This window comes from Streptomyces sp. NPDC107550 (assembly GCF_055639095.1).
This window is the reverse complement of record NZ_JBVKBC010000030.1, coordinates 14,907-32,262: the sequence shown is the minus strand read 5'-3', so window position 1 is coordinate 32,262 and position 17,356 is coordinate 14,907. Positions and strand designations below refer to the sequence as shown.

Below are 17,356 nucleotides of genomic sequence, written 5' to 3'. Positions count from 1 at the left end.
AGTTCCATGGTGCCGGCGATGTTCGACGCGGTCGTGGTGGGCGCGGGCCCCAACGGGCTGACCGCAGCCGTCGAGCTGGCCCGCCGCGGCTTCTCCGTAGCCCTCTTCGAAGCGGACCGCACCATCGGCGGAGGCGCCCGCACCGAAGAACTGACCCTGCCCGGCTTCCGCCACGACCCCTGCTCCGCCTCCCACCCCCTCGGGATCAACTCCCCGGCGTTCCGCGCGATGCCGCTGGAGCGGTACGGCCTGGAGTGGGTCCAGCCGGACCTGCCGATGGCCCACCCGTTCCCGGACGGCACCGCGGCCGTGCTCTCCCGCTCCGTGGGCGAGACCGCCGCCTCCTTCGGCCCCCGCGACGCGGGCACGTACCGCCGCCTGGTCGAGCCCCTGCTGCCCCGCTGGGACACGCTCGTACGGGACTTCATGTCGTTGCCGGCCAGCTCCCTGCCCCGCGACCCGGTGGGCCTCGCCCGGTTCGGCCTCGCGGGACTGCCACCCGCGAGCCTGCTCCTGCGCCGGTTCCGCGACGAGCGGGCCCGCGCCCTGTTCGCCGGGCTCGTCGCCCACACCATCGCCCCGCTCGACGGCCTCGCCACCAGCGCGATCGGCCTCGTCTTCGCGCTCAGCGCCCACGCGCGCGGCTGGCCGCTGGCCCGCGGCGGCTCCCAGGCCGTCTCCGACGCGCTCGCCGCGTACTTCGCGGACCTCGGCGGCACCCTGTACACCGACTTCGAGGTCAAGCGGCTCGACGACCTGCCGCCCGCCCGCGCCTACGTCTTCGACACCTCACCCACCGCCCTCGCCCGGATCGCCGGCCTCGGCGGCTACTACGACCGCTTCCGTTACGGCGCGAGCGTCTTCAAGATCGACTACGCGCTCGACGCGCCCGTCCCCTGGACCGCGGAAGAGGCGAGGCGCGCCGGCACCGTCCAGATCGGCCCGTACGCGCGCGACATCGACACCGCGCTGCGCAGCGCCTCCCGGGGCGGCCGGGCACCCGAGCAGCCGTTCCTCATCACCGTGCAGCCCACCCTCGCCGACCCGACCCGCGCCCCCGAGGGCAAGCACACCTTCTGGGTGTACGGACACGTGCCGAACGGCTGGGAGGGCGACCTCACCGACGCCATCGAGCGCCAACTGGAACGTTTCGCCCCGGGGTTCAAGGACGCCGTGCTCGCCCGCGCGGTCACCGGCCCGCCCCAGCTCGCCGCACGCAACGCGAACTACGTGGGCGGCGACATCGCCTGCGGAGCCGCCAGCGGACTGCAACTGCTGCTGCGGCCCCGGCTGACCCTGTCCCCGTACACCACCCCGCACCCGGCGGTCTTCCTCTGTTCCTCGGCCACGCCCCCGGGCCCCGGCGTCCACGGCATGTCCGGGCACAACGCGGCGAAGGCCGTCTGGCGCAGGCTGCGGGCGGCGTCATGAGCACCGGAGGACCCCGCCTGGTCCTCGTCCGGGGCGACATCACCGCCCAGCACGTCGACGCCGTGGTCAACGCGGCGAACTCCTCGCTCCTCGGCGGCGGCGGAGTGGACGGCGCGATCCACCGCGCCGGCGGCCCCGAGATCCTCGCCGCGTGCCGCAGACTGCGCGCCGCCCACTACGGCAAGGGCCTGCGCGCCGGCCGCGCCGTCGCCACGACCGCCGGCCGGCTGCCCGCCCGGCACGTCATCCACACCGTGGGCCCGCGCTGGTCCGCCGACGAGGACCGCTCCGACCTGCTGGCCTCCTGCTACCGGGAGTCGCTGAAGGTCGCCGACCAGCTCGGCGCCCGCACCGTCGCCTTCCCCGCGATCTCCACCGGCGTCTACGGCTGGCCGCTCGACGACGGCGCGCGGATCGCCGTCGCCACCGTCCGCGCCGCCGCCCCGCGCACGGTCGAGGAGGTCCGGTTCGTCGTCTTCGACGAGCGGGCCGAAGCCGCGTTCACCCAGGCACTCGCCGCGCGCTGAACGCCGACCATGATGTCGGATTTCCGCCAGCCGGTTCCCTCACCATGGCCGATGCTTGAGGCATGCACACCGACACCGAGCGTTGCGTACGGGCCGTGCAGGCCAAGGACAGCCGTTTCGACGGCGTCTTCTTCACCGCCGTCGTCACCACCCGGATCTACTGCCGGCCCGGCTGCCCGGTCGTCCCGCCGAAGCCCCGCAACATGGTCTTCTACCCGAGCGCCGCCGCCTGCCAGCAGGCCGGCTACCGCGCCTGCAAGCGCTGCCGCCCCGACACCACCCCCGGCTCCCCGCAGTGGAACCAGCGCGCCGACCTCACCGCCCGCGCCATGCGCCTGATCGCCGACGGCGTCGTGGACCGTGACGGGGTGCCCGGCCTCGCCCGCCGCCTCGGCTACAGCGCCCGCCAGATCGAACGCGCGCTGCGCGCCGAACTCGGCGCGGGCCCCCTCGCCCTCGCCCGCGCCCAGCGCGCCCAGACCGCACGCCTGCTCATCGAGACCACCGACATGACCATGGCGGACATCGCCTTCGCCGCCGGCTTCTCCTCGGTGCGCACCTTCAACGACACCGTCCGCGAGGTCTTCGCCCTCGCCCCCGGCGACCTGCGCGCCCGCGCCCCGCACCGGGCGAGCGCCGCCCCCGGCGCGCTCACCCTGCGCCTGCCGTTCCGCGCGCCCCTGAACCCCGACAACCTCTTCGGGCACCTCGCCGCCACCGCCGTGCCCGGCGTCGAGGAGTGGCGCGCGGGCTCCTACCGGCGCACGCTCCGCCTCCCGTACGGGCACGGCATCGTGACCCTCACCCCGGGTGAACGGCACATCGGCTGCCGGCTCGCCCTCACCGACCACCGCGACCTCACCGTCGCCATCAGCCGCTGCCGCAGGCTCCTCGACCTCGACGCCGATCCCGACGCCGTCGACGACCGGCTGCGCGCCGACCCGCTGCTCGCCCCGCTCGTCGACAAGGCGCCCGGACGCCGGGTGCCGCGCACGGTCGACGAGGCGGAGTTCGCCGTGCGGGCCGTGCTCGGGCAGCAGGTCTCCACGGCCGCCGCCCGCACCCACGCCGCCCGCCTCGTCCTCGCCCACGGCGAGCCCGTCGAGGACCCCGAGGGCGGACTCACCCACCTCTTCCCCGACCCCGCCGCCCTCGCCGCACTCGACCCGGCCGCGCTCGCCCTGCCCGCGAGCCGCCGCACCACCCTCACCACCCTCGTCGCGCACCTGGCCGACGGGCGGCTCGTCCTCGGCCCCGAGACCGACTGGCAGGAGGCCCGCGCCCGCCTCGCCGCCCTGCCCGGCTTCGGGCCCTGGACCGTCGAGGCCATCGCCATGCGCGCCCTCGGCGACCCCGACGCCTTCCTCCCCACCGACCTCGGCATGCGCCGCGCCGCCCGCGCGCTCGGGCTTCCGCACACCCCGGCCGCGCTCACCGCGCGGGCCGCCGCCTGGCGCCCCTGGCGCGCGTACGCCACTCAGTACCTGTGGGCGACCGACGACCACCCCATCAACGTCCTTCCCGCGTAAGGAGTTTCCGCCATGAGTGCCATGAGTGCCAGGAGTGCCATGACCGCCCTGCCCGCCTCGCCGGCCGTGCCCGCGCCGGCCGCCGACATCCGGCACACCGTCACCGACAGCCCCTACGGACCGCTCACCCTCGTCGCCGCCGACGGCGTCCTGTGCGGCCTCTACATGAGCGGGCAGCGCCACCGCCCCGCCGAGGAGACGTTCGGCCCGCGCGACGAGCGCCCCTTCGGCGCAGCCCTCGACCAGCTCGACGCCTACTTCCGGGGCACGGTACGGGAGTTCGACCTGCCGCTGAACCTGCGCGGCACCCCGTTCCAGCGCGCCGTGTGGGAGCGGCTGCGGCAGATCCCGTACGGACAGACGCGCAGCTACGGGGAGTTGGCGAGGGAGCTGGGCAACCCGGCCGCCTCCCGGGCCGTCGGCCTCGCCAACGGCAAGAACCCCGTGGGCGTCATCGTGCCCTGCCACCGCGTCGTCGGCGCCGACGGCAGCCTCACCGGCTACGGCGGCGGCCTCGACCGCAAGCGCCGCCTGCTTGCCTTCGAACGCGCCCACGCCCCGGCCGCCCCCGGCACCCTCTTCGACTGAACCGGCGGTCAGCCCCCGGCGAGCGCGCCGAGCAGCCGGGGCAGCGCCGCCCCGATGGGTTCGCGCACGACCTCGTCGGCCAGCTCGTCGTACGGGGTCGGCTCGGCGTTCACCACGACCAGCCGCGCGCCGTGCTCGGCGGCGAGCCCCACCAGGCCCGCCGCCGGGTGCACCTGGAGGCTGGAGCCGACCGCGAAGAACACCTGGCACGCCTTCGCCACCGCGACGGCCTGCCCCAGCACCAGCGGATCCAGCTCCTGCCCGAACATGACGGTCGCCGGCTTCAGCACGCCCCCGCAGACCGGGCACGCCGGATCGTCCTCACCCGCGTCGAGGCGCGCGAAGACGTTCTCGACCGGGCCGCCCGCGCCGCAGCCCGTACACGTGAACCGCCGTGCGGAGCCGTGCAGTTCGAGCACCTTACGGGCGGGCAGCCCCGCGTCCTGGTGCAGCCCGTCGACGTTCTGCGTGAGGACCCGCACCGGGACGCCCGACCGGTCGAGCGCGGTGATCGCCTCGTGCGCCGCGTTCGGCCGCGCCGCGACGGCGGCCGTCTCGTACCGCATCCGCCACGAGCGGCGCCGGACCTCAGGGTCCGCCATGTACGGCCCGTACGTGACGAGCCGCTCCGCGTCCGGGTCCGTGCGCCACAGCCCGGCCGGGCCGCGGTAGTCCGGGATGCCGGAGTCGGTGCTGATGCCGGCGCCGGTCAGGACGGCGACCAGCGGGGGAGCGGAGGGCGAGGCGGTCATGACGCGAGCGTAGGTCAGCCGCCCGCCAGGTCGGCGGCGGGGGAGCGGACCCCGGGGAAACCGTCCTCCAGCTCCACCGCGCCGGCGCCCGCCGCGAGGGCGTCGAGCGCCGCCCGCACGCCACGCTCCGACGCCGGCGGCAGGTACGTGCCGAGGTCGTCCGGGGCCACGAGCCGCCACGACAGCAGCTCGCCCTCCTGCACCTCGATCCGCGCGAGCTGCTCGGGCTCCAGCACGCCACCGTCGTACAGGTACACCACCAGCGGCGGCCGGGGCGGCTTCGCGGGCGTCCAGTCCACCGCGAGGAGCCGCCCCGGCGGCACGTCGAGCCCGATCTCCTCCAGCGTCTCGCGGTACGCCCCCTGCCGGGGCGTCTCCCCGGTGTCCGACTCCACCGTGCCGCCGGGCAGCACCCAGTCCGGCCGGTAATCGGGCTCGACCAGCAGGACATGTCCGGCGGCGTCCCGGAACAGGACCGCTGCCCCGCAGACCACACGGGGCAGCCCGGCCACGTACGCGGCGTAGTCTTGGCTGCTCATCGCTCCAGCCTAACGACAGCGGCGCCGCCCGTGGCTCATTCCTCGTCCTGCGTACGGGACTTGGCGGCCCGGCGCAGCCGGTGGTGGCGGGCGCCGCCAGGACCCTGCTCGGTCAGCGCGTCCCCGACCATCGTGCGCACCGCGTCCCGCAGGCCGTGCAGCGCGTGCCCGCGCGCGGGGCCCGCCCCCGGGTCCTCGCGCAGCTCCTTGAGCAGCGCCCAGCACAGCGCCAGCATGACGAGGACGAACGGCAGCGCCACGAGGATCGTCGCGCTCTGCAACGAGTCGAGGCCGCCCGCCAGCAGCAGCACCGCCGCGACCGCCGCCATCAGCACGCCCCACGTCACCACCAGCCAGGTACGCGGATGCAGCGCGCCCCGGCTGGTCAGCGAGCCCATGACGAGGGACGCCGAGTCGGCGCTCGTCACGAAGTACGTCATCACGAGGATCATGGCGATCCACGACGTGACCGTGCCCGCGGGCAGCGCGTCCAGCATGGCGAACAGGGACGCCTCGGCGCCCTTGGAGACCTGCGCGGCCATGTCGACCTTGCCCGTCGCGTCGAGGCGGATGCCGGTGCCGCCCATCACGCAGAACCAGACGACGGTCGCGCCGCTCGGCACCAGCAGCACCCCGATCAGGAACTCGCGGATGCGCCGGCCGTGCGAGATCCGCGCGATGAACGTGCCGACGAACGGCGCCCACGACAGCCACCACGCCCAGTAGAAGACCGTCCACGTGCCGAGCCACTTCGGGTCGGTGAACGCGCCCGTGCGCGTCGCCATCGGCAGCAACTGGTGCAGGTAGCCACCGACGCTCGCCGGGATCGCGTCGAGGATGTACACCGTCGGGCCGAGCACGAACACGAACAGCATCAGGCAGGCCGCCAGCACGATGTTCGACGTGCTCAGCCACTTCACGCCCTTGTGCAGCCCGGAGAACGCCGAGCCGACGAACGCGGCGCCGAGCGCCACGATGATGATCAGCTGCACGGTCGTCGTGTTGTCGAGGCCCGTCGTCAGCTCAAGACCGGTCGCCACCTGGAGCGCGCCGACGCCGAGGCTGGTCGCCGTGCCGAAGACGGTGGCGAACACCGCCAGCAGATCGATCACGCGCCCCGGCCAGCCCGCCGCCCTGCGCTCGCCGATCAGCGGCACGAACACCGAACTGAGCCGGTTGCCCCGCCCCTTGCGAAAGCCCGCGTAGGCGAGCGCGAGGCCCGCGATGCCGTAGATCGCCCACGGTGTCAGCGTCCAGTGGAAGAACGAGTACTCCATCGCCACCAGCGCCGCCCCGCCCGTACGCGGCTGCGCGCCGCCGGCCGGGGGCGGGTTCAGATAGTGGGTGAGGGGCTCGCCGACGCCGTAGAACATCAGGCCGATGCCCATGCCGGCGCTGAACATCATGGCGATCCAGGCCAGGTTGGTGAACTCCGGCTCGGAGTCGTCGGCGCCGAGCCGGATGCGGCCGAAGCGGCTGAGGGCGAGCAGGACGCACAGGACGAGGAAGACGTCCGCCGCGATCACGAACAGCCAGGCGAAGTTGTTCAGCACCCAGGCCAGTGCCGTGCCCGACGCGCTCTCGAACGACGTCCGCCCGAGTGCCGCCCACGCGACCACGGCCAGGACCGCGACCACGCCGATCCCGACGACCGCGCGATCGGGGGTGTCGTCCTCGCCCGGCAGGGAGGGCCCCGGACCCTCCGAGGCACTTTGATCGATCGTTTCCGTGCTCATGGCGCCCCACTATGGCCTGTAATAGCGGCAATTTTCGGCGGGCCACGCCGTCCCGCGAGCCGGACGGCCATGGGCAGGGGCCCCTTCCTGCGGTTAAGGTCGCAGCGGCGCGACTGCCTTGACGCGAGCAAGGCCCGAACAGCAAGGGGAGAGCAAGGTGGCGGACGCTGCACAGGCCGCGCGGCACGTGTTGATCGCGGCGGACAAGTTCAAGGGCTCGCTCACCGCGGTGCAGGTCGCACAGCGTGTGACGGCCGGCCTGCACCGGGTGGCACCCGACGTCACGGTCGAGTCCGTGCCCGTCGCGGACGGCGGGGACGGCACGGTGGCCGCCGCCGTCGCGGCCGGGTTCGAACGCCGCGAGGTGCGGGTGACCGGCCCGCTCGGCGAGCCCGTCACCGCCGCGTACGCGCTGCGCGAGGGCACCGCCGTCGTCGAGATGGCCGAGGCATCCGGCCTGCAACTGCTGCCCGAGGGCGTCTTCGCGCCGCTCACCTCGACCACGTACGGCTCCGGCGAGGTCATCGCCGCCGCCCTCGACGCCGGGGCCCGCTCCATCGTCTTCGGTGTCGGCGGCAGCGCCACCACCGACGGCGGCGCCGGGATGCTCGCCGCGCTCGGCGCGCGGTTCCTCGACGCGGACGGCAAGCCGGTCGGCCCCGGCGGCGGCCCGCTCGCCCAGCTCGCCTCCGCCGACCTGTCGGGGCTCGACCCGCGCCTGAAGGACGTCGACATCGTCCTCGCCAGCGACGTCGACAACCCGCTCACCGGGCCGAAGGGCGCCCCCGCCGTCTACGGCCCGCAGAAGGGCGCGAGCGAGGCGGACGTGGCCGAGCTCGACGCCGCACTCGACCACTTCGCGCGGGTCCTCGCCGACTCCGTGGGGCCGAGGGCCCTGGAGTACGCGCAGTCGCCGGGTGCCGGAGCGGCCGGCGGCATCGGCTACGGGGCCCTCGTCGGCCTCGGCGCGAGCTTCCGCGCCGGCATCGAGGTCATGCTCGACGTCCTCGGCTTCGCCCCCGCGCTCGCCCGCGCCACGCTCGTCGTCACCGGCGAGGGCTCGCTCGACGCGCAGACCCTGCACGGCAAGGCCCCGGCCGGAGTGGCGTCGGCGGCGCGGGCCGCGGGCGTCGAGGTCGTCGCGGTGTGCGGGCGGCTCGCCCTGCCCCCGGAGGAGCTGGGGCGGGCCGGGATCAGGCGCGCGTACCCGCTGACCGACGTCGAGCCGGACGTGGCCCGTTGCATCTCCGACGCGGGGCCCATCCTGGAGCAGGTCGCGCAGCGGATCGCCGAGGACTTCCTCGCCTGAGGCCCTGAGCCCTGAGCGCTGAGGTCCTGAGCGCTGAGCGCTGAGCGCTGAGCGCTGCGCCCAGAGGCGCTGGGCCCCGCGCCCGGCGGGATTCGGCTTGATCCGGTCCCCGCCGGGCCCTGGGAACGGGCCCCCGCGCCGGTAGGTTGGAGGCCGGCCGGCGGGAGGGGCGGGAACGCGGTGACGGCACGGTGGGTGCGGGACGCGGAGGATCTGTACCGGGCGCTCGACGCCCTCTTCCCGGAGTCGGGCGGCGCCGACTGGTGGGACCGGTTCTACGCCGACCGGCACAAGAGCGTCCCGTTCTTCGTCGACAAGCCCGACGAGAACCTGGTCGCCCATCTCGCCCCCGGCGGCGCCCTGGCCCGCCCGGGACGCGCCCTCGACCTCGGCTGCGGACCCGGCCGCAACGCCCTGCGCCTAGGGCCTGTCCTTCGGATCATGCCGGGGTCGCGGGCTCTGGCACCGCACCTCGCGGCGTTGTCGTCGGTTGCCATGGCTCCGCCATGACGCCCTCCTCCGCCTTGCGATGCACGGCACCAGAGCCCGCGCCCTGATCCGGCCTGACCCGAAGGAAAGGCCCTAGCCCGTCACGGCTACACCGTGGACGCCGTGGACCTCTCCGCGACCGCCCTCGCCTGGGCCCGCGAGCGCGCCGAGCAGGCCGGTACGGCACTGCGCCTGCTGCACGGCGACCTCCTCGCCGCGCCGGGCGAAGGCCCCGCCCTGGAGACCGGCGCCTACGACCTCGTCTACGACTCGGGCTGCCTGCACCACCTCACGCCCCACCGCCGCCTGCGCTACCTCGACCTCGTGGACCGCGTCCTCGCGCCCGGCGGCCACTTCGCCGTGGTCTGCTTCGCGCAGGACAGCGAGGGCTCCCGCACGAGCGACGCGGACGTCTACCGCAAGGGCGACCTGGAGGGCGGGCTCGCCTTCACGCCCGGCGAACTGCGCCACCTCTTCGCCGGTCTGGAGCCCGTCGAGGTGCGGCCCATGCGGGAACAGGGCGAGGACGCGGACACGTACGGCGTGCCGTATCTGCTCACGGCCCTGTTCCGGCGCCCCGCGCCCTGAGTGGACCCGGAACGCGCGAAGGGCCCGAACCGTGTGGTTCGGGCCCTTCGCGGGCGTCTGGAGGCGGGCTACGGAAGCTGCGCCGCACGCGCCTCGCGCCGGTTGTCGCGGAAGTTGTTCACCCGGCGGGCCGTGGCGAACAGGGGGATGACCGCGCCGAGGACGAGCTGCAACGCGCAGCCCGTCTGGAGCAGGAGCTGCCCGCCGGGGGCGTCGAACGCCCAGGCGGCCAGCAGGCCCATGCTCAGCACGATCCACGACAGCATGGCGACGGCGAGCCGGCCGCGCGGCTTCGGGTACTCCACGCGGCTCACCATCAGCCACGCCGTCCCGATGATGGCCAGCAGCGTGGCGACGAACGGCAGCTCCAGCAGCACGATCGAGACGACCGTCAGCGCGCCGAACGGCGACGGCATGCCCTGGAAGGTGCCGTCCTTCACCGTCACGCACGAGAACCGCGCGAGCCGCAGCACCACCGCCAGCAACACGACGATGGCCCCCACCGCCGCCACTCTCTGGTGCGCGTCGTCGGCGACCATGCCGTACACGAGCACGAAGTACGCGGGGGCGAGGCCGAAGCTGATGAGGTCGGAGAGGTTGTCCAGCTCCGCGCCCATCGGCGACGACCGCAGCTTGCGGGCGACGAGACCGTCGAACAGGTCGAAGATCGCGGCGGCCAGCATCAGGATCACGGCGGTCGCGGCGGAGTGCCGCGCCATGCCCGAGTCGTTGCTGCCCTGGATGTGCGGGATCAGGATGCCGGTCGTCGTGAAGTAGACCGCCATGAAGCCGCACGTCGCGTTGCCCAGGGTGAGGGTGTCCGCTATCGACAGGCGCAGTGAGAGCGGCATCTCCTCCGCCTCGTCGGCGCCGTCGGCCTCGGTGGCCCAGGTCTGGGTCTCGTGATCAGTCACGGTCAATGCGAGTCACCCCAGCCACCGTCTTCTGCCCGACCTCGACGTCGGCCTCGACGCCCTCGGGCAGATAGATGTCCACGCGCGAACCGAAGCGGATCAGGCCGATCCGCTCGCCCTGCTCCACCTTCGTGCCCTGCGGGATGTACGGCACGATGCGGCGGGCGACCGCGCCGGCGATCTGGATCATCTCGATGTCACCGAGTTCGGTGTCGAAGTGCCAGACGACGCGCTCGTTGTTCTCGCTCTCCTTGTTGAACGCCGGAACGAAACCGCCGGGGATGTGCTCGACGGACGTCACGGTGCCGGCCAGCGGCGCCCGGTTGACGTGGACGTTCAGCGGGCTCATGAAGATGGCGACGCGCGTCCGGCCGTCCTTCCACGGCATGATGCTCTGCACCACGCCGTCGGCCGGGGAGATGACCCGGCCGGTGGCGATCTCGCGCTCGGGGTCGCGGAAGAACCACAGCATGCCGGCCGCCAGAGCGGTGGTCGGGACGGCGAGTGCTGCTGCCTTCTTGGAACGGCGCGAACGGGCCAGGCTGTACGCGGCCGTGGCCACGGTCGGAAGGAGCCACGGCGATGCTCCGCGCGCAAGGCGACCACCGAGGAAGCCGTCGCGTGGTGCAGAGGTTTGGCTGTGGGGCATGGATGACCTTCGTAGCGGATGAGGCCGCGCTGGTTACGGGGGGACGGCGGCTTTTCCGGGGATGCTATCGGTTGCGAGCCACAACTGGGCAAGCCAGGAAGCCGAGTCAGCGGCCGAAGAGTGCTGACGGGGTGTGATCTTCTTCGCGGAGAAAACACCCCGAACAGGACATCTCGCCCAGTCTCAGCCCTGGGCTCGATACTCTTCGAGCAGCCGGCGGCCAATGATCATTTTCTGGATCTCGGCGGTGCCTTCGCCGATCAACAGCATCGGCGCCTCGCGGTACAGGCGCTCGATCTCGTACTCCTTCGAGAACCCGTATCCACCATGGATACGGAACGCGTCCTCCACGACTTCCTTGCAGTATTCGGAGGCCAGGTACTTGGCCATCCCCGCTTCGAGGTCGTTTCGCTCCCCGGAGTCCTTTTTGCGTGCCGCATTCACCATCATCGCATGGGCGGCCTCGACCTTGGTAGCCATCTCGGCCAGCTTGAACTGAATGGCCTGGTGCTGGGCGATGGGCTTTCCGAAAGTGTGACGTTGCTGGGCGTAAGCGACGCCCAGTTCGAAAGCACGCTGTGCGACGCCACAGCCACGCGCCGCGACATTCACGCGCCCGACCTCGACACCGTCCATCATTTGGTAAAAGCCGCGGCCGGTTTCGCCGCCGAGCACACGATTGGCTGGAATACGCAGGTCGTCCATGACCAGTTCGGTCGTGTCGACGCCCTTGTACCCCATTTTGTCGATCTTCCCGGGGATGGTCAGGCCCGGACGGACCTCACCGAAGCCCGGTTCCTTCTCGACCAGGAACGTCGTCATCGAGCGATGCGGCGCGGTGCCCTCGGGATGACCTTCATCACTCCGCGTGAGAACCGCCACAAGCGTTGACGTACCACCGTTCGTCAGCCACATCTTCTGACCGTTCAAGACGTACTCGTCGCCGTCCCTGACCGCCTTCGACGTGATCGCCGACACGTCCGAGCCGAGCCCCGGCTCCGACATCGAGAACGCGCCGCGCACCTCGCCGAGCGCCATCCGCGGCAGGAAGTGGTCCTTCTGCTCCTGGGTGCCGTGCTGCTTGAGCATGTACGCCACGATGAAGTGCGTGTTGATGATGCCGGAGACCGACATCCAGCCGCGCGCGATCTCCTCCACGCACAGCGCGTACGTCAGCAGCGACTCGCCCAGACCCCCGTACTCCTCGGGGATCATCAGCCCGAACAGGCCCAGTTCCTTCAGCCCGTCGACGATCGCTTGCGGGTACTCGTCGCGGTGCTCCAGCTCGGTCGCTACCGGGATGATCTCCTTGTCCACGAAGTCCCGGACGGTGGACAGGATCTCCTGCTGCACGTCCGTCAGGCCGTGGGTCTGGGCGAGTCGGCTCATCGTTACTTGCTCTCCCGAAGTTCCGGGCGGCCGGGCTGCTCGCCGCCGCGCTCCTTGATGTACGTCTCGGTGGGCACCATCACCTTGCGGCGGAAGACGCAGACGAGCGTGCCGTCCTGCTTGTAGCCCTTGGTCTCGACGTACACGATCCCGCGGTCCGACTTGGACTTCGAGGGCGTCTTGTCGAGGACCGTCGTCTCGCCGTAGATCGTGTCGCCGTGGAAGGTCGGCGCCACGTGCTTGAGCGACTCGATCTCCAGGTTGGCGATGGCCTTGCCGGAGACGTCCGGCACGGACATGCCGAGCAGCAGCGAGTAGATGTAGTTGCCGACGACGACGTTCTTGCCGAAGTCCGTCGTCTTCTCCGCATAGTTGGTGTCCATGTGGAGCGGGTGGTGGTTCATCGTCAGCAGACAGAAGAGGTGGTCGTCGTACTCGGTGACCGTCTTGCCGGGCCAGTGCTTGTACACGTCCCCGACGGTGAACTCCTCGTAGGTGCGGCCGAACTGCATCGCTTACGCCTCCGGGGCCTCGAACTTGCTGGTGCGGCGCATGCCGGCCGCGCGTCCCTTGCCGGAGATGACCAGCGCCATCTTCCGGCTCGCCTCGTCGATCATCTCGTCGCCGAGCATCGCCGAGCCCTTCTTGCCGCCCGCCTCGGACGTGTAGTACTCGTACGCGTCGAGGATCAGCTCGGCGTGGTCGAAGTCCTCCTGGGACGGCGAGAAGATCTCGTTCGCCGCCTCCACCTGGCCCGGGTGCAGCACCCACTTGCCGTCGAAGCCGAGCGCGGCGGCGCGGCCCGCGACCTCGCGGAAGCCGTCCACGTTACGGATCTGGAGGTAGGGGCCGTCGATGGCCTGGAGGTCGTTGGCGCGGGCCGCCATGAGGATCTTCATCAGGATGTAGTGGTAGGCGTCCGCGCCGTAGCCGGGCGGCTGCTCGCCCACGACCAGGGACTTCATGTTGATCGACGCCATGAAGTCGGCCGGGCCGAAGATGATCGTCTCCACGCGCGGGGAAGCCTGCGCGATGGCGTTCACGTTGTTCAGGCCCTGCGCGTTCTCGATCTGCGCCTCGATGCCGATGCGGCCCACCTCGAAGCCCATCGTCTTCTCGATCTGCGTCAGCAGCAGGTCGAGCGCGACGACCTGGTCGGCCGTCTGCACCTTCGGCAGCATGATGCAGTCGAGGTTGTGACCGGCGCCCTCGACGACGGTCACGACATCGCGGTACGTCCACTCCGTCGTCCAGTCGTTGACCCGCACGACGCGCGTCTTGCCGCTCCAGTCGCCCTCGTTGAGGAACTTCACGATGGTGTGCCGGGCGTCGGGCTTGGCGAGCGGCGCGCAGGCGTCCTCCAGGTCCAGGAAGACCTGGTCGGCGGCGAGACCCTGGGCCTTCTCCAGGAAGCGCGGGTTGCTTCCGGGCACCGCGAGGCAGGAGCGGCGCGGACGGAGACGGTTCACAGTCATGCGGGGACCTCCAGAGGGTCGAGCTGGTTCGCTAGCCGGATCTCGTCGACGATACGGCCGATGATCTCCGTGATGCCGAAGTCCTTCGGCGTGAAGACGGCGGCGACGCCCGCCCGCCTCAGCTCCTCGGCGTCGGCGCCGGGGATGATGCCTCCGACGATCACGGGGACGTCGGTGGCGCCCGCCTCGCGCAGCCGGGTCAGGACGTCGGGCACCAGCTCGGCGTGCGACCCCGACAGGATCGACAGGCCGACGCAGTGCACGTCCTCGGCGAGCGCGGCGGACACGATCTGCTCCGGGGTGAGCCGGATGCCCTGGTAGACCACCTCGAACCCGGCGTCACGGGCCCGTACGGCGATCTGCTCGGCGCCGTTGGAGTGCCCGTCGAGGCCCGGCTTGCCGACCAGGAGGCGCAGCTTGCCGCCCAGTTCCTCACCGGTGCGGCGGACCTTCTCGCGGACCTCGGCGAGCGGCGTGCCCGCCTCGGCGGCCACCGCGACCGGCGCCGACGAGACGCCCGTCGGCGCGCGGAACTCGCCGAACACCTCGCGCAGCGCGCCCGCCCACTCGCCGGTCGTGACCCCGGCGCGGGCGCACTCCAGGGTGGCCTCCATCAGGTTCTCGGTGCCGGCCGCGGCCTCCTTCAGCCGCTCCAGGGCCTGCTGGGTGGTCGGGTAGTGGAACGGGTCGCCCATGCCCTGGCGGTCGCTCGACTCCTGACGCGTCGTACGCCACTCGCCGATCGCCCTGACGACCCGCGCCTCGACCGCGTGGTCGACCGTCATGATCGCCGCGTCCAGGTCCGCGGTGAGGGGGTTCGGCTCGGTCGACTCGTAGACGTTGACGCCGACGATCTTCTCCTCGCCGGCCTCGATACGGGCCCTGCGCTCGGCGTGCGAGGAGACGAGCCGCGACTTCAGATAGCCGGACTCCACGGCGGCCATCGCGCCGCCCATCTCCTGGATGCGCTCGATCTCCGCGAGGGAGTCGGCGACCAGCTCGTCGACCTTCTTCTCGATGACGTGCGAGCCGGCGAAGATGTCCTCGTACTCCAGCAGGTCGCTCTCGTGCGCGAGGACCTGCTGGATGCGCAGCGACCACTGCTGGTCCCACGGGCGCGGCAGGCCCAGCGCCTCGTTCCACGCGGGGAGCTGGACGGCGCGGGCGCGGGCGTCCTTGGAGAGCGTGACGGCCAGCATCTCCAGGACGATGCGCTGCACGTTGTTCTCCGGCTGCGCCTCCGTCAGGCCGAGGGAGTTGACCTGCACGCCGTAGCGGAAGCGGCGCTGTTTCGCGTTCTCGATGCCGTACCGTTCGCGCGTGATCTGGTCCCAGATCCGCCCGAACGCCCGCATCTTGCACATCTCCTCGATGAAGCGGACACCCGCGTTCACGAAGAAGGAGATGCGGGCCACGACGTCCCCGAACCTCTCGGCGGGGACCTGCCCTGAGTCGCGTACGGCATCGAGAACGGCGATGGCGGTGGACATCGCGTACGCGATCTCCTGGACCGGCGTGGCCCCCGCCTCCTGGAGGTGGTACGAGCAGATGTTGATCGGGTTCCACTTGGGCATGTGCGCCACGGTGTACGCGATCATGTCGGTCGTCAGCCGCAGCGAGGGCCCCGGCGGGAAGACGTGCGTCCCGCGCGAGAGGTACTCCTTGACGATGTCGTTCTGCGTGGTGCCCTGGAGCGCGGCGATGTCCGCGCCCTGCTCCTCCGCGACGACCTGATAGAGCGCCAGAAGCCACATCGCGGTGGCGTTGATGGTCATCGAGGTGTTCATCTGCTCCAGGGGGATGTCCTGGAACAGACGCCGCATGTCACCGAGGTGCGACACCGGGACGCCGACCCGGCCGACCTCGCCGCGCGCGAGGACGTGGTCGGGGTCGTAGCCGGTCTGCGTCGGCAGGTCGAAGGCGACCGAGAGACCCGTCTGGCCCTTGGCGAGGTTGCGGCGGTACAGCTCGTTGGACGCCTCCGCCGTGGAGTGACCGGCGTAGGTCCGCATCAGCCACGGCCGGTCCTTCTGACGCTCAGTCATGAGCCGCTGCTCCTTGGGGTGTTCAGACGTTGCGGAACCGGTTGATGGCGTCGATGTGCTGCTCGCGCTTGGCGTGGTCGCGCACGCCGAGGCCCTCCTCGGGGGCGAGCGCGAGGACGCCGACCTTGCCCTGGTGGAGGTTGCGGTGCACGTCGTACGCGGCCTGGCCGGTGTCCGCGAGGGAGTAGACCTTGGAGAGCGTCGGGTGGATCTTGCCCTTGGCGATCAGGCGGTTGGCCTCCCACGCCTCGCGGTAGTTGGCGAAGTGCGAGCCGATGATCCGCTTCAGCGACATCCACAGGTAGCGGTTGTCGTACTCGTGCATGTAGCCCGAGGTGGAGGCGCAGGTGGTGATCGTGCCGCCCTTGCGGGTGACGTAGACCGAGGCGCCGAAGGTCTCGCGGCCGGGGTGCTCGAAGACGATGTCGATGTCCTCGCCGCCGGTCAGCTCACGGATGCGCTTGCCGAAGCGCTTCCACTCCTTGGGGTCCTGGGTGTTCTCGTCCTTCCAGAACTTGTAGCCCTCGGCGTTGCGGTCGATGATCGACTCCGCGCCCATCGAGCGGCAGATCTCCGCCTTCTGCTCGCTGGAGACGACACAGATCGGGTGGGCGCCGCCGGCCAGCGCGAACTGCGTGGCGTACGAGCCGAGGCCGCCGCTCGCGCCCCAGATCAGGACGTTGTCGCCCTGCTTCATGCCGGCGCCGTTGCGCGAGACGAGCTGGCGGTAGGCGGTGGAGTTGACGAGGCCGGGGGATGCGGCCTCCTCCCAGCTCAGGTGGTCGGGCTTCGGCATGAGCTGGTTGGACTTCACGAGCGCGATCTCGGCGAGGCCGCCGAAGTTCGTCTCGAAGCCCCAGATGCGCTGCTCCGGGTCGAGCATCGTGTCGTTGTGCCCGTCGCTCGACTCCAGCTCGACGCTGAGGCAGTGCGCGACGACCTCGTCGCCGGGGTGCCAGGCGTTGACGCCGGGGCCGGTGCGCAGGACGACGCCGGCGAGGTCGGAGCCGATGATGTGGTACGGCAGGTCGTGACGCTTCGTCAGGTCGCTCAACTTGCCGTAACGCTCAAGGAAGTTGAACGTCGACAGCGGCTCGAAGATCGAGGTCCACACCGAGTTGTAGTTCACGGAGGAGGCCATGACGGCGACCAGCGCCTCGCCCGGGCCCAGCTCCGGGACCGGCACGTCGTCCAGGTGGAGCGACTTGCGCGGGTCCTTCTCGCGGGTGCTCAGCCCCGCGAACATCTCCGTCTCGTCCTTGTGCACGGTGATCGCGCGGTACGAGTCGGGCAGCGGCAGGGCCGCGTAGTCGGCAGAGGTGGCGTTCTGCGACTGGATCGCGTCCAGGATTTCCTTCACGGTGGTGCCTCCGGCGGTGAGCGTCTGAGGGGAACG

General features: G+C 71.6%; 16 protein-coding genes and 1 pseudogene. 7 read left to right on the top strand and 10 right to left on the bottom strand.

The window, feature by feature from the left end; translation table 11 throughout:
- Positions 1–9: 9 nt before the first annotated feature.
- The 4 genes from ACZ7LY_RS28350 to ACZ7LY_RS28335 all read left to right on the top strand — a co-directional run bounded on the left by ACZ7LY_RS28350 (position 10) and on the right by ACZ7LY_RS28335 (position 4,075).
- Positions 10–1,431: a phytoene desaturase family protein gene (locus ACZ7LY_RS28350; protein ID WP_471627612.1), complete on the top strand. Its 1,422-nt coding sequence runs from the start codon at positions 10–12 to the stop codon at positions 1,429–1,431.
- On the top strand, positions 1,428–1,958 hold the full coding sequence (locus ACZ7LY_RS28345; protein WP_471627572.1) for an O-acetyl-ADP-ribose deacetylase: 531 nt from the start codon (positions 1,428–1,430) through the stop codon (positions 1,956–1,958). The genes ACZ7LY_RS28350 and ACZ7LY_RS28345 overlap by 4 nt, the downstream gene beginning before the upstream one ends.
- Before the next feature lie 62 nt (positions 1,959–2,020).
- Entirely contained in the window at positions 2,021–3,487 is a 1,467-nt protein-coding gene (locus tag ACZ7LY_RS28340; protein WP_471627571.1) for a DNA-3-methyladenine glycosylase 2 family protein, read from the top strand.
- Positions 3,488–3,526: 39 nt separating this feature from the next.
- Positions 3,527–4,075, top strand: a complete 549-nt coding sequence (locus ACZ7LY_RS28335; protein WP_471627611.1) for a methylated-DNA--[protein]-cysteine S-methyltransferase — start codon at positions 3,527–3,529, stop codon at positions 4,073–4,075.
- 8 nt (positions 4,076–4,083) lie between these two features.
- Here ACZ7LY_RS28335 and ACZ7LY_RS28330 read toward each other — a convergent pair whose 3' ends face one another.
- Genes ACZ7LY_RS28330 through ACZ7LY_RS28320 form a run of 3 tightly spaced genes read right to left on the bottom strand, consistent with a single transcriptional unit; the run spans position 4,084 to position 7,102 of the window.
- Positions 4,084–4,827 (bottom strand): SIR2 family NAD-dependent protein deacylase, encoded by a 744-nt coding sequence (locus tag ACZ7LY_RS28330; RefSeq protein ID WP_471627570.1) that lies wholly within the window; start codon positions 4,825–4,827, stop codon positions 4,084–4,086.
- A gap of 14 nt (positions 4,828–4,841) precedes the next feature.
- On the bottom strand, positions 4,842–5,366 hold the full coding sequence (locus ACZ7LY_RS28325) for an NUDIX domain-containing protein (RefSeq protein WP_471627569.1): 525 nt from the start codon (positions 5,364–5,366) through the stop codon (positions 4,842–4,844).
- A gap of 35 nt (positions 5,367–5,401) precedes the next feature.
- Positions 5,402–7,102: a BCCT family transporter gene (locus ACZ7LY_RS28320; protein ID WP_471627568.1), complete on the bottom strand. Its 1,701-nt coding sequence runs from the start codon at positions 7,100–7,102 to the stop codon at positions 5,402–5,404.
- A 157-nt stretch (positions 7,103–7,259) separates the two neighbouring features.
- Between ACZ7LY_RS28320 and ACZ7LY_RS28315 the strand changes: the two genes are divergently transcribed.
- The 3 genes and pseudogenes from ACZ7LY_RS28315 to ACZ7LY_RS28305 all read left to right on the top strand — a co-directional run bounded on the left by ACZ7LY_RS28315 (position 7,260) and on the right by ACZ7LY_RS28305 (position 9,488).
- Positions 7,260–8,411: a glycerate kinase gene (locus ACZ7LY_RS28315; RefSeq protein WP_471627567.1), complete on the top strand. Its 1,152-nt coding sequence runs from the start codon at positions 7,260–7,262 to the stop codon at positions 8,409–8,411.
- A 195-nt stretch (positions 8,412–8,606) separates the two neighbouring features.
- Positions 8,607–8,894: pseudogene (locus ACZ7LY_RS28310) on the top strand (SAM-dependent methyltransferase); the annotation flags it as partial.
- A gap of 129 nt (positions 8,895–9,023) precedes the next feature.
- Entirely contained in the window at positions 9,024–9,488 is a 465-nt protein-coding gene (locus ACZ7LY_RS28305) for a class I SAM-dependent methyltransferase (RefSeq protein ID WP_471627566.1), read from the top strand.
- Between the two features lie 68 nt (positions 9,489–9,556).
- On the opposite strand, the gene pssA is transcribed toward ACZ7LY_RS28305, so the two are convergent.
- From pssA to ccrA, 7 genes are all read right to left on the bottom strand, one after another.
- Positions 9,557–10,339: a CDP-diacylglycerol--serine O-phosphatidyltransferase gene (pssA, locus tag ACZ7LY_RS28300; RefSeq protein WP_051127192.1), complete on the bottom strand. Its 783-nt coding sequence runs from the start codon at positions 10,337–10,339 to the stop codon at positions 9,557–9,559.
- Between the two features lie 55 nt (positions 10,340–10,394).
- A complete protein-coding gene (locus ACZ7LY_RS28295) occupies positions 10,395–11,051 on the bottom strand; it encodes a phosphatidylserine decarboxylase (RefSeq protein ID WP_471627565.1) in 657 nt (218 codons plus the stop codon).
- A gap of 183 nt (positions 11,052–11,234) precedes the next feature.
- Entirely contained in the window at positions 11,235–12,440 is a 1,206-nt protein-coding gene (locus ACZ7LY_RS28290; RefSeq protein ID WP_471627564.1) for an acyl-CoA dehydrogenase family protein, read from the bottom strand.
- 2 nt (positions 12,441–12,442) lie between these two features.
- Positions 12,443–12,952 carry a MaoC family dehydratase gene (locus ACZ7LY_RS28285; RefSeq protein ID WP_471627563.1) on the bottom strand — a complete coding sequence of 170 codons (510 nt, stop codon included), beginning with the start codon at positions 12,950–12,952 and terminating at the stop codon, positions 12,443–12,445.
- Positions 12,953–12,955: 3 nt separating this feature from the next.
- Positions 12,956–13,915, bottom strand: a complete 960-nt coding sequence (locus ACZ7LY_RS28280; protein WP_471627562.1) for an HpcH/HpaI aldolase/citrate lyase family protein — start codon at positions 13,913–13,915, stop codon at positions 12,956–12,958.
- Entirely contained in the window at positions 13,912–15,960 is a 2,049-nt protein-coding gene (locus ACZ7LY_RS28275) for a protein meaA (protein WP_471627561.1), read from the bottom strand. The genes ACZ7LY_RS28280 and ACZ7LY_RS28275 overlap by 4 nt, the downstream gene beginning before the upstream one ends.
- 22 nt (positions 15,961–15,982) lie before the next feature.
- On the bottom strand, positions 15,983–17,320 hold the full coding sequence (ccrA, locus tag ACZ7LY_RS28270; RefSeq protein ID WP_471627560.1) for a crotonyl-CoA carboxylase/reductase: 1,338 nt from the start codon (positions 17,318–17,320) through the stop codon (positions 15,983–15,985).
- Positions 17,321–17,356: the final 36 nt, after the last annotated feature.